Raw genomic sequence first — 12,819 nt, forward strand, 5'->3', positions numbered from 1 at the left:
GCTTACAGGAGATCTCTGTTAAATTTTGTTCTTAGCCATGAGTTTCGGAACTATTTATGATTGATCTGTGATAGTTTGAGGTGTATCTATAGGGTATATTAATCCACAAAGTCATCGTTTATGTCCGGTTATTCACTTCCTTCACATTATGTTCATATAACCTATGACCAGCCAGGTCAGCCAGATGTTCTGCGAATGGTACGTTCTCCCTTACCCGTTATTCAGGGTGATCAGGTGTTAATTAAAGTATATGCAGCAGGTGTTAATGGACCCGATATCGCTCAACGTAAGGGGCTATATCCTTCACCGGAAGGAGCGAGTCCTATTCTAGGATTAGAGGTTGCTGGTGAAATAGTTAAAGTCGGTGATGGAGTCACTCGGTGGCAGCTTGGTGATAAGGTTTGTGCCTTAGTTCCTGGCGGTGGCTATGGCGAATATGTGGCGACCTATGCTGAGCATTGCTTACCAATCCCTGAAGGTTGGCGTTACCAAGAGGCGAGCGCCATTGTGGAAACCTTTTTCACCGTTTGGGGGAATCTGTTTATGCGCGCCGGATTAAAGGCGGGCGAAACTGTACTAATTCATGGCGGTTCAGGGGGAATAGGCAGCGCGGCTATTGTGTTGGCTAAGGCATTTGGCGCTCACGTGATAGCGACCTCTGGTAGCGAGGATAAATGTCATTACTGTCGTGGTTTAGGTGCCGATGTTGCAATCAATTACCATGACGATTTTGTTGAACAAGTCATGGACTATACCCAAGAACGTGGCGTTGAAGTGGTGCTAGATATAGCGGGGGGCGATTTTATCAATCAGAATTTAAAAGCGTTAGCGCTGGATGGTCGTATGGTGTCAGTCGCTATGCAGCGAGGTGCTAAAGCTGAAGTAGATATTTTTCGCATTATGGCAAAACGACTTACTTGGACGGGTTCAACCTTAAGGCCGCAGAGTGTCACAGCAAAAGCAGAGATTGCAGAACAATTATTAGAGAAAGTCTGGCCATTGTTGGCTAATGACTCTGGTAATCTCCATCAACTTAAGCCGCATGTTTTTGCAGAGTTTGTCTTAGTTGAGTGTGCGAAAGCTCATAGTTTGATGGAGTCAGGAAACCATAGGGGGAAGCTAGTATTAGTCATTTGAGCTTATAAATGGATAAGACAGATATGTAAACCTGCTTGTTTTAGTTAATTTTTCACTGACATATAAGTGATATTTGAAGTGAGATATTTTTTGTTCTGATATAGATATTAGACCGATTATTTAAATTCTCTTTTATCAAATGGTTTAAATTAGTTTTGTTGAGTTATTGCTTGATGTTTGTTGCTTTCAAAAATGAAACTTGGGTAACTCAATTTTTAGACTAAATTCAATCTGAGTTCAGAAACACACTTTTTATTGAGTGCCTTAAGCTGGATTTCGATGAATATTTTGATGAGCTGGTACGCATCAATTTGATGTAAGCCTAATTTGAAATAGCATAGGTTGGTAAGGTCTCTGACTTGTTCGTTGGCCTTGTGTTCCACCTGTATGTGTTGATTTAAGGATGTTGGCATATATGTATAATACAGTGAAAACACCAATTTGGTATGGCGAGTTAAGAACGGCTCGTGGCAATGCCATTGTCATTCATGACAAGCAGTTTCCAGAGGCTTCAGCTGGGCGTATTTATCTCTATAATACCCAACGTGATTCGATAATCGAATATGCAGAAGATATAGTGAAAAACAGCCTTCATGATCTCGATCGTGTGTCCGTTGAGGCGGCTGAAGATAAATATGGTACAGCCTGGAACAGTACACGCTGTGAGTTTATGAGCAAGCATGAAGGCTGGGTAGAAGCAAACTCTTCTAAACCGAAATCGTTAGTCAAAAATAAGACGATGAAAAAAGAGACGGACAAAGATAAAACCAATGGTGCCGAGGTCGATCTTGACGATGGTTCAGAAAGTCTGGACAGAGAGTTTGCAGATGGCTGGTCCGGTGGACTTGAGGAGTAGTCTGTTCTGTTAGTATTTATTATTTGCCTTAGATGAACTAAGGCTTATATTATTCACTTACCCCAAATTGGTAGCGGCTTATATGATGGTAAACCTGATCGGGTTTTATCCATGGATCGCTAATCAATTTGGTTTGATTCGGTCCGTCCGGGATCTGTTGAGGCTCTATGCAGATAGCTTGGTGACGGGCTAACACTTGCTCATTTCTTCCTTTTTCACCCTGTAAGAAATTCGCCCCATATATCTGTACACTTGGCTGATTAGTGTATAGCGTCATGGTTCTACCGGATTTTGGTGCACTTAGGCACCCAAAACGGGTTAATTCAGCGCTTTTAGCTGAAGTTAAATAACAGTGATCTATACCGGAAGTGGTGGGAAATGCATTATCTTCCTGTACCACACCAAATGATTTAGCTTGCTGAAAATCCAGTAAACTGCCAGCGATATTCTTTGTCCCGCTCGGAAGACCTAATTGATTGAGAGTGAGTAGAGTTTGACTGTCAATTTGCAGTTTGTGGTCTCGATTCGAGCTTGACTGCGCTCCCTCTAAATTAAAGTAACTGTGCTGAGTTAAGCTAATGGGACAAGCCTTATCTGTGGAAGCAAAAATCTCCATGCAGAGGTTGTTTGCTACTAAGCGATAATCCAGTTGCAGGTTACAGTTCCCTGGAAATCCCATATCTCCGTCTGGACTGGTTAAACTGAGCCTGACCCCATCGGGGAGTGGGCCAATATGCCAATGTTTACGGTTGAAGCCTTCACTGCCACCATGAAGGCAGTTGGTAGCTTGATTGACATTCAGCTGGTAGGACTCACCTTGGTAGCTCATCTGACCATTAGCCACCCTATTGGCGTAACGGCCAGCAATAGCGCCTAAGTGTGCACCTTGAGCTAAGTAGTCTTCAATAGAGTCACAACCTAAAACGATATTACCCCGCTCGCCATCTTTATCTGGTGCCCAGAGAGAACGAATGATCCCACCTAAACTCAGTACCTCTAATGCTATGATGCCGTTATCTATTCTGACTCGTTCAATTTGACCACCTCGGGGATCTTGCCAAGGTTCTAACGGGCGAAAACGCATCATAAAAGCCTCCCTTGATAATGGAAATGTACCGATTGGTATCTGCGGTTAATAAAAATCTTCATCGACTCGCGTAGCACCGTTACATGCAGAGCAAAGGTAAACGGTTGCTTCTAGACCCGTTTTCCTTGGATATTGATCTTCAATTGCTTCGACGACTGCATCGGTTAACTCATGCTCGACTAACGCGACGACGCAGCCACCAAAACCGCCGCCAGTCATTCTGACTCCACCATGCTGACCCACTACCGATGAGATGATATCGACAAGGGTGTCAATTTCTGGCACTGAGATTTCAAAGTCATCGCGCATGGATGCATGGGATTGCGCCATTAATTGACTGAGTTTAGCAATATTGCCTGCTTCCAGTGCATGGGCAGCATTCTGAGTACGTCTGTTTTCAGTCAGCACATGTCTTGCTCGTCGGTAACACACGTCGCTAAGCTCAGATTTTGATGCTACGAGTCGAGCGAGATCTAGATGCCTTAAGGTATCAAGGCCAAAATGCTCGGCGACACTTTCACACTGCTCACGTCTACGATTATATTCAGACTCGACCAATCCACGTTGCACGTTGGAGTTGACGATGATCAAGCTCAGGCTATCTGGAATAGGGACAGATTCACTGTCGAAATCCTCACAATCAATAAGCAAGGCATGATCTTGCTGACCCAAGGCACTGATCATCTGGTCCATAATGCCGCAGGCACAATCGACATATTGGTTCTCACCGCGTTGGGCCATTTGAGCGACAGCTAGGGGGGACAACCTTAACTGACTGCAATCGTTAACGGCAGTTCCAAATGCGAGTTCTAATGCGGCAGACGAAGAGAGACCAGCTCCTAAGGGCACGTTACTAACAACGGAGAGATCCAGCCCTTTAGTTGGTAGGCCCGACGCTGCCATGGCTGCGGTAAATCCTTTGAGGTAGTTGCTCCAGCCGTCTTGTGGATTCATGACTCCCTCATTGCCAAATTCCCACTCTTTTATGCTATTGGGAAATGCATCGGAAATAGCACGGAATAGTGAATCTTCTCGGCGTTTTACAGCAATAATGGTATAAAAATTAATGGCAGCTGGAAGTACAAATCCGTCATTATAATCTGTATGTTCACCGATTAAGTTGACTCGGCCAGGTGCCATATAAAGCGCATCTGCGGTGGTACCAAAAGTTTGCACAAACAACTTGTTTGCGCGTTGAGCAGGATTTGACATGCTATAAAACTATCCTAAATTATATTGGTTTAACTTTTTATACTGATATTCGTATATGACCTTCTGATTAATTTATATCATGAGTTCATAGCAATCGGTATAAGAAAGTGATCGACTAGGGGGGATTTCTGGTAAATGAACGCAGGTAAAATCAGGGATGAAATGGAAGTTGAATGGTTTTTCGTTATTTTAAGAGGCAACAGATGACCGAAAACACTGCTTGAAGTTGAATTCTAGTGCACCTGTTAATCTATTAATCCTTCGATATTATAAGGACTATCTGTGCAGCTGCACCTCCTCTACTTGAGCCAACTTATCTGCATCGATGGTGTTTTTTGCAAGTAAATCTTTGACAACATGGTCGACAAAACCCGCCCCTGCAGCTTCGTAAAGATTATAGACGCAATGTACGCCACTTTCTCTTAAAGACTGGGCATCTTCACTGTATTGCACTATGGCGCTCAATTTACCTTTATAGTTAAGTCTGTTGAGCTGCTCTACTGCAAACTGATTACCAATATGATGCGGCATAGCTAATAGGACGAGTTCTAGATTCGGCGCGTGATCGAGCTTTTCCCAGAAATCGGTATCGGAAGCATCACCTTGTACTACATTTCGTCCCTGACTTTGATGAAAGTCAGCGAGATCTTGCTTATGTTCTATGCCTAAGATTTCACCATCAAATTTAGCCTTTAGTTCATCGTAAGCGCCGCAACCGATCCGGCCCATACCTAAGATCAAAAACCTCGGGTTCCCGACGGGGATGGGTCTGTCCTCAGGGTGTAGCGGGTGTTTTTCAAGCTTGATTAAACGTCGCTGTAACGTTTGATATATTCTACTTGATAAGACGTTAAGTGGTGCAGCTAAGAGGAAACTCATGCTCAACGCAACGGCAAGGATCACCATCCATTGAGGCGGGAGCCAGCCTTTACTCGTCGCAACGGCTGCCACAATTAAACCAAACTCACTGTAGTTACCTAAGTTAAACGAGCTCATTAACGCAGTACGAGATCTGAGTTTGAAATGGGTCAATAGGTAGAGGAAAAGCAAAATCTTAATTGGAATGATGAGGACTAATATCGTGGCCAGTCCAATATCGGAAAAGCTGGGTAAACCGTTAAGCCCTACGGTTAAGAAGAAGGCGACCAGAAAAAGTTCTTTAAAGTAAAATAGTGATTTAGCCAGTTCTGAAGATTTAGCGTGTCCCGCTAACAAGATACCGATAATCAGGGCTCCCAGATCTGGTTTTAGGCCGACAAGTTCGAAGAGCCAAGCTCCTAATACTAAGGCCATGACTAAGCCAAATAATACCAGTAGCTCACCATGACCTACTCGATCAAAGGCGCGATAGATAAGCGGCTTTGCTAGTGGCAGCAGCAGGAGTCCAAATGCCCATACCGAAGGGATATCACCCTTTGAAATGGTGAGGAAAGCAACGGCAAAGATATCCTGCATAATCAAGATGCCGATGGCGACGCGGCCATAGAGTGACTGCATGTCACCTTTATCTTCGAGTACCTTAACGGCAAAAATAGTACTGGAGAAACTTAAAGCGAAAGCCAATAGTGCTAACTGGTTAAATTCGAGCCCAGTTAATTGCTCAAGCCCCAGCATTCCCAGCAGCTTAAGCAAAGGGATAAAGAAGATCATGGAGCCCATTAGATGTAGACTGGAACCGGCCCAAACCTCAGCTTTAAACAGGCTTTTAATATCAAGTTTAAGACCTATTGCAAATAGGAGCAGAGTGACGCCAAGTTCAGCCAGTTGCTGCAATAAAGGTAGACTCGATTCATCAATACCAAACAGGAATAACACAAAACCCGCGACGAGATAGCCAATAAGAGGCGGTAGGCCTATTCGGCTAACAAGCATGCCACAGGCTAGCGTGATAATAAGAATGGCAGGTTCCATGATTCTCCAGGTGGAATTTAGTTAACTGCCTATTATTGTATAATATTTCGATGAATTATAAATAAAAATTAATCGAAACAGGTATCTTTTAGGAAAATGATGGGATAGGAAATAATACTCGTCAGTATAAGAAGTTGATCTACTCAGAGTGTTTTTTGGCAAACTAATTCAAGGCGAATGGATGACATAATAGTTGTTTCCTTATGAGTTCATTCAACGTAGAAGTAGACAGCCAACAACACTCCTTACAGGCGAGTTTTAGCGCACCCGACGCTGTGATCGCAAGGGAAAAAGAAACCTCCTAATAGAGGTCTCTTTTTTTTGTTTGAAATGGCTTATTTAGCCAGTAACAGATCCAAGTGTTTAGCAAAAGGTTCAGGTTTCATAAAACCAGTGACTCTGAGTTCGTCACTTATCCCACCTGAGCTATCAAACATGAGCAGGGTGGGCAGTCCTAATACATCATAGTGTTCCAATAGCTCAATATCTTGCATATCATTTTTAGTGACATCAGCTTGTAGGAAGACTATTTGAGATAAGCGCTCCTGCACTTGTGGATCCTTAAATGTCACGGCTTCAAACTCTTTGCAGGCAACGCACCAATCGGCATATAGGTCTAACATGACCGGCTTACCTTGCGCTGCTGCATTGGCCACTTCAGTCTCTAAATCGGCGATAGACTTAATGCGTTTATGGCCATGTAGTTGTACTTCTCCCTCTTTGTTGTGGCCTTGTACTCCAAGCTCTGTCATTACGGCTTGGAACCCATAGGAGAAACTGGCCAATAAGCATAGAGTGAGCAACACTGAGCGAGTCGACTGTTTCCAGTTAAATTCGGTCAGTTTGTTCTGATGCATAAGGTAGCCTATCAGAGCAACGCCCCAAATTGACCACAAGATATCGGAGACAACACCCGGCCAAATTCGACCTATCATCACAACCGAAACGGCAATTAATAGGAAACCAAATATGGTCTTGATGATGTCCATCCAGCTGCCAGCTCTTGGTAAGAGTTTACCACCAGAAGTGCCGATGATAAGCAGAGGTAAGCCCATGCCCATACTTAATACGTATAAAGCTAGGAAGCCTTGCAGAAGATCACCGGTTTGGGCGACATAGACAAGGGCACCAGACAGTGGTGCAGTCGTGCAAGGGGAGGCGACTAGACCTGAAATGATCCCCATCACGAAGACACCAATGACATTGCCTCCTTTTTGGTTATTGGAGAAACGGTTCATCTTCTCCTGCCAACTAGCGGGGAGCTTCAGATCATATAAGCCGAACATCGACAAACTCAAAACAAAGAAGAGTATGGCTAAGACGATAAGCACAGCAGGGTGCTGTAGCGCTGCTTGGTATTTCATTCCCGCAGACGCGACTACAAGTCCTAGTAGGGAGTATGTAATTGCCATGCCTTGGACATAAACCATAGACAGGGTAAAAGCTTTGGCCGTGGATAGTTTTTCGCCTTGGCCCACTATAATACCGGACAGAATAGGGTACATAGGGAAGACGCAGGGAGTCAGTGCTAGGCCAATACCTAAACCGAAGAAGATCACTAAGGTCCAGAGTAAACTGTCACCAGATAACATCTGACTTAGACTATCTTGCTGGGTTATCGGCGCGGAGACTATCTCGTTGTCTAGGGTATTGCCTGCATCTAGAGTTTCAGCATGACTGCTTAGCAGGCCATCATTCGGAGCAACTTCTGATAATAGGGCTTGTTTTTTGGTTGGTGGGAAGCAAAGTTTACCTTCGGCGCAACCCATAAAGGTGACGGTTACAGTCCCTTGTTCATTGGCTTGCTTGAGTGCCATTGGGATCTCGATAAAGGAGTAATAAACCTCCTGCTCACCAAAGTATTCATCGTTATGACTTTTACCTTTAGGCAAAGCAATTTCGCCAAGCTGAGCCCCTTCGGCTTCAAATTTGAGTTTATCACGGTACATATAGTAACCGTCAGCAATGACCCAGCTGATCTTTAATTGATCACCTTCTTGTTTGAAATCGAAGACGAAGGCTTCATCGACGGGCATCAATGTCGGTTCATTCTGAAGGAAACTGAATTTACTGTTACTGAAAACCCCTTCGCTATGTGCTAAAGGAGTCAAAAGTAGTAGAGAGCTTGTGAGCACTAGTGAAAGTGCCAGAGTGATTATTTTTTTCATGCTTATCTTGTTTCTTTTATCCAATCAAAAATCGGTGGCTGGCCCAGATACTACGGTTAAAGTGGCCAAGATGATAGATTCTCTACTATTTTCGCGTATTCACTTTAGGTAGTCAGGTAGACCATGGTTTAATGAAATGGCGACAATTTCTGGCACTTCATAGAAATTCATCTTGCATATTTATCGGTATCTCATTAGTCCCTTAGATTAAGTATTTAAAATTGGCTTAAGCTAAGGGCGGTAAACTTACAGGATCGATGTGTCTATTTTATGCAAGCTACTTTACGTGTTTTCATATTCGCTTGCATTAAGGCATCGCTAAAATAGTGAGCTTATCCCAATGTTCAGTGTCTTAAAAAACAAGCAATGAGACGCTTTACTTGAAAATAGACCCGTAAACCCCCATTTAGGTTTCATATTGGGTACAATTGTTTTTTATCTGCCGGAATTTGTGAGGTCGATGTGTTTTTCGTTTTTATAGTCATTTTTATTCTCGTTCCTGTGATTGAACTAAATGTTTTGATCCGTGTTGGTGAATCTTTGGGCAGCTGGACGACAGTAGGTTTAGTCTTTTTGACTGCGATTGTCGGCGTATCTTTAGTGCGCAGTCAGGGAATAAGCACTTTGATGCAAGTTCAGCAAAAGCTAGCTCGTGGAGAAGCTCCGGGGCAAGAGATCGTTGAGGGGATGATGTTGGCGCTTGCAGGCTTATTGCTATTAATACCTGGGTTTGTCACTGATGCCATTGGTTTGCTGTTATTGACGCCTATAACTCGAACGCCTGTCGCCGGGTTCCTCTATAAAAGAATGCAAGTAAGAGTCGCGGCTAACGGTGGTTTTCAGGGAGGGTTTGGTGCTGGCCCTCATTCACAAAGTGGTTCTTCATTCGGCCAAAATTCGTTCAACTCAGATAGCCGAAATCCGCAAGGAGGTAATACCTTCGATGGTGATTTTGAGCATAAAGCAGAACCGAACGAGCATAAGATTGAACATAAAGAGGATAATAAAGAGGATTCTAGACGTTAGCAGAATGCAGGCTTTAGCTGCTATTCTTTAGTGTCTACTTTAGTGTCTACTTTAGGGTTCTTGGGATAATACCACTCATCTTTACTGTCGATATGACTGAATCTACGTGTGTTTTTGTATGGCAATTTCATGAAGCCTGATACACCTTTTCCTTGTATCTTATCCACATGACTCAATATTCTGTCGAGACTCGCCCTAAATGCTGCTTGTTTCCTAGGGTTTAGCAGCCTTAGGTAGCTATGAACTTTCATGTGTTTCGGTAACACCTCGAAGATGATACATCCTGTGTGATGGATCTTATTAATCCAACTGAGTTCGGTCATTATTTCATTGGGGAGCTCGAGGTTTTCATCTGGGTCGCGTCCATCTTCAAAGTAAGAGTGTAGGCGGGACTTATCCTCGAGGGAGGGGACTCTGCCAACTTCAAATGGTAGCTGTTGATTTGGATCAATGAGGAAAGGCTGCTCTATACTGTCTCGCTCTAAGTGTAAGGTATCGCGGGCATTGAAGAAGCACGCCTTAAATACACCAATACGTTTTATTCCCCTTGCGAGCGTCACCATGTTATTAACCGCTAAAATAAGTGGTTCTCTCTCTTCTCGGCTATAGAGTGCTAGGTTTGAATCGATAAATACGCCTGTTTCTTGCCAATGTATCGCAAGTCCACCGACGATGGAATATTGACTTAACCGACCTACAGCAGCAATAAACCCTTTTTCGGTATCCCCCATGCCCGCCATAAAATTACGGTAATATTTTTCGAGTTGCAGATCGTCCATCTTCTTAATTGGATCATCATTTGTATGCTCCTTAAGAAAGGATTTTCGGGAGCTGTAAATAACGGTTTCAACGTCGCGCTCGCGGTTGAGCTCCCAAATCGGGATATCCTCAACTAAGGGGGAAGCATTAATAACTGGTAGGTGCAGTCTGTGACTGTGAAGCATACTCTTTAGGAAATAGTCTCCAGCACGTTTTCTCTGCTCTGGATCTTCGCTGAGCATACCATCCAGGGTTCTGGCAAGTTCTACCGGCAGCCCTATGCTGGTGGCTTTTATTACTTTACTACCAAAGCGACTGGCTTGCCCTGATGCAATGGCGTAGAGGGTTGCAGCGGCGCCTTGCTCATCAAATCGAGTGCTTGATAATGCACCGTTAAGCTGCTCTTCACCGATGAAGTAAACATCTCCCATTCTGGCATTGGTGTGTTGTTGATCGCTTGAGAGTAGATCCAGCACATTACCATTGACCGGATTGCCTCGGGCATCACGTTGTGCGAATACGGCTGAACCCCAGTCGATAAGGGAGAGGTGATTAGTCTTCACATCATAAACTAAGTTAGAGGGTTTGATGTCGCCATGAACCATAGGCCGACCATGATGTAGATATTGTAGAATATTAGCGAGTTGCCTCGCAATGTTCATCACCATGTAGGCGGGCAAGGCACCTCTTTTCAGGCAAAGTTGTTCGAGATCTTCTCCTCGAGCTCTCGCCATGACTAAGATCCCTTGTTTCCCGCCATGGGCAAACTTGATCATGGGCGGGACATTGGGGTGCTTGACTAAAGAGAGCATGAAAGCCTCCTCTTCGAGACGGTCCTGAACATGCTGAGGCAAAGTGACTCGTGAGAATTTGAACACATGAGCGACACCGTTTGGATCTATGCCAGAAAATACGAATCCATAGGCTCCTTTACCTACTAAGTCCAAGTCCACATAACCTAACTTGGACAGCTGTTGCTTACATAAGCGGATCCAGGCTCGATGTTTGCGTGCATCATTGGCTTTGAGTAGATAGATAGACTGTTCTTCAGAAATATAGAAATGTTGCAGCTGAGGTGTAGCTATTTCTAACTGTGAGTGAGAGTCAGTCTGCTTAGATGGCGGTAGGGTGTTCGGCATATTGGGCAATTTACACTCGTATTAAGGGCTCTCTATCATTAAATCAATAAGCAGAGCCTTATGCCAATATCTTTTAATAAAAAGCTATTCTAAGTTCTATTTAGAAGGTGAATGTATCTCTATAAAAGCATTAATAGAGATATATTAGCCCTATCGAACCATATCGGTCATGACCTTGACCTACATCAATTCAGAGACAAACTTTGGCAGGTAATCTCATTAACAGGTTTTTTATTATCTCGTATCACTAAGTGTCTCTGTGATTTTCTATGAGGCACCATCAAAAAATAAGGAGGGCATACAGTGAATAAAGCCCTATTAATCGAACTACTCGACTACCCCAGAAAACGCATTGTTCAATCGATGGAGTTGAGATTTTGTCCCCATGCTGGATTTTTTAATGTCAGTGATGAGCAATGCCTGACTTGTCATCAAGGGATGGAGTGCGTATGGATGAATCACAACGATGAGCTCGTTGCGGTCGAAGAGAAATCGGTGAAAGATATCAAGCAACAACTTTTGATAGCAATGGATTTTATTGATTCAAGTTTGACGCCACATCATCTATCTAGAAGAAACTGTGAATGCGAGAATTGTGTTTGGCTTAGAAGAGCACAAAAAGTATTGGCCATCGAGTGAGCTCACAAGCTAGCCGCGATTGATTGGCAAATAAAACAACGCTTTGCATCTAAGATCTGTTCCTATTAGAGTATTGGAAAATAATGACTCTTTTATCGAGAAAATCATTTCTCGACTCAAATTGAACAGGACAGATGTATGGAACCCAGTTTTTGGCATAGTAAGTGGGACGCAAAGCAGATAGGTTTCCATCAAAACGAGGTAAATCCTCTGTTGATCCAACACTGGTCTAGCTTGAACTTATCATCCGATTGTGAGGTCTTTGTTCCTCTGTGCGGTAAAACGTTAGATATCTGTTATCTGGCAGAACTTGGGCATACAGTACTCGGTTGTGAACTCAGTCAGACTGCGGTCAAGCAATTCTTTGCTGAGAATGAGTTAACCTACTCGATGAAGCCAGTTATAACATCGAATGGTCAACTTAATATGTTTAGTGCCGAGCAGGTAACTTTTTATCAAGGGGATATTTTCGCGTTAACCGCCGACGAACTTCCTCCATTAAACAGCTTCTATGACAGAGCCGCTCTGATTGCATGGCCAGAGTCGATGCGCCAAGCCTATGTCGAAAAGCTTGCGGTACTACTTCCTCCTCAGAGTCTCGGCTTGCTTATTACGTTAGATTATCCTCAAGAAGCACTGAAAGGCCCGCCTTTTGCTGTCTCTAATGATTGGGTCATGGAGAATATGGCTGACTATTTCGATGTTGAACTTCTTAGCTGTGAAGATGTGTTAAGTGATAACCCCCGCTTCGTTAACAAGCAAGTGCCTTGGTTAACCGAATCTGTTTATAAACTAAGAAGGAAAGGATAGGCGCTTTTCTGTCTACTCATCACAGTCTCATTTCTCTTAGGCACAAAAAAAGCGACCATTTAGTCGCTTTTTAGC

The 12,819-nt window shown here is 43.6% G+C and carries 10 protein-coding genes; 5 read left to right on the top strand and 5 right to left on the bottom strand.

The window, feature by feature from the left end; all coding sequences use genetic code 11:
* Positions 1–120: 120 nt before the first annotated feature.
* Entirely contained in the window at positions 121–1,137 is a 1,017-nt protein-coding gene (locus HWQ47_RS03570) for an NAD(P)H-quinone oxidoreductase (protein WP_269969824.1), read from the top strand.
* 415 nt (positions 1,138–1,552) lie between these two features.
* A complete protein-coding gene (locus HWQ47_RS03575) occupies positions 1,553–1,993 on the top strand; it encodes a hypothetical protein (RefSeq protein WP_269969825.1) in 441 nt (146 codons plus the stop codon).
* 49 nt (positions 1,994–2,042) lie between these two features.
* Here HWQ47_RS03575 and HWQ47_RS03580 read toward each other — a convergent pair whose 3' ends face one another.
* The 4 genes from HWQ47_RS03580 to HWQ47_RS03595 all read right to left on the bottom strand — a co-directional run bounded on the left by HWQ47_RS03580 (position 2,043) and on the right by HWQ47_RS03595 (position 8,371).
* Positions 2,043–3,080: an aldose epimerase family protein gene (locus HWQ47_RS03580; RefSeq protein WP_269969826.1), complete on the bottom strand. Its 1,038-nt coding sequence runs from the start codon at positions 3,078–3,080 to the stop codon at positions 2,043–2,045.
* A gap of 45 nt (positions 3,081–3,125) precedes the next feature.
* The gene (gene galK / locus HWQ47_RS03585; protein ID WP_269969827.1) at positions 3,126–4,292 is read right to left on the bottom strand and encodes a galactokinase; all 1,167 of its coding nucleotides are present in this window, start codon (positions 4,290–4,292) and stop codon (positions 3,126–3,128) included.
* Between the two features lie 276 nt (positions 4,293–4,568).
* Positions 4,569–6,203, bottom strand: coding sequence for a cation:proton antiporter family protein (locus HWQ47_RS03590; RefSeq protein ID WP_269969828.1), 1,635 nt, complete (start codon positions 6,201–6,203; stop codon positions 4,569–4,571).
* Positions 6,204–6,538: 335 nt separating this feature from the next.
* Entirely contained in the window at positions 6,539–8,371 is a 1,833-nt protein-coding gene (locus HWQ47_RS03595) for a protein-disulfide reductase DsbD (protein WP_269969829.1), read from the bottom strand.
* 462 nt (positions 8,372–8,833) lie between these two features.
* Between HWQ47_RS03595 and HWQ47_RS03600 the strand changes: the two genes are divergently transcribed.
* A complete protein-coding gene (locus tag HWQ47_RS03600; protein ID WP_269969830.1) occupies positions 8,834–9,397 on the top strand; it encodes an FxsA family protein in 564 nt (187 codons plus the stop codon).
* 20 nt (positions 9,398–9,417) lie between these two features.
* On the opposite strand, the gene HWQ47_RS03605 is transcribed toward HWQ47_RS03600, so the two are convergent.
* Complete coding sequence (locus HWQ47_RS03605) at positions 9,418–11,241, bottom strand: serine/threonine protein kinase (protein ID WP_269971651.1); 1,824 nt, start codon at positions 11,239–11,241, stop codon at positions 9,418–9,420.
* 417 nt (positions 11,242–11,658) lie between these two features.
* On the opposite strand from HWQ47_RS03605, the gene HWQ47_RS03610 reads away from it, so the two are divergent.
* Together HWQ47_RS03610 and HWQ47_RS03615 are read left to right on the top strand one after the other, a co-directional pair.
* Positions 11,659–11,934 (top strand): hypothetical protein, encoded by a 276-nt coding sequence (locus tag HWQ47_RS03610; RefSeq protein ID WP_269971652.1) that lies wholly within the window; start codon positions 11,659–11,661, stop codon positions 11,932–11,934.
* Between the two features lie 138 nt (positions 11,935–12,072).
* Complete coding sequence (locus HWQ47_RS03615; RefSeq protein WP_269969831.1) at positions 12,073–12,744, top strand: thiopurine S-methyltransferase; 672 nt, start codon at positions 12,073–12,075, stop codon at positions 12,742–12,744.
* Positions 12,745–12,819: the final 75 nt, after the last annotated feature.

Origin of the sequence: Shewanella sp. MTB7, from assembly GCF_027571385.1 — a bacterium.
In the GTDB taxonomy this organism is placed as follows: domain Bacteria; phylum Pseudomonadota; class Gammaproteobacteria; order Enterobacterales; family Shewanellaceae; genus Shewanella.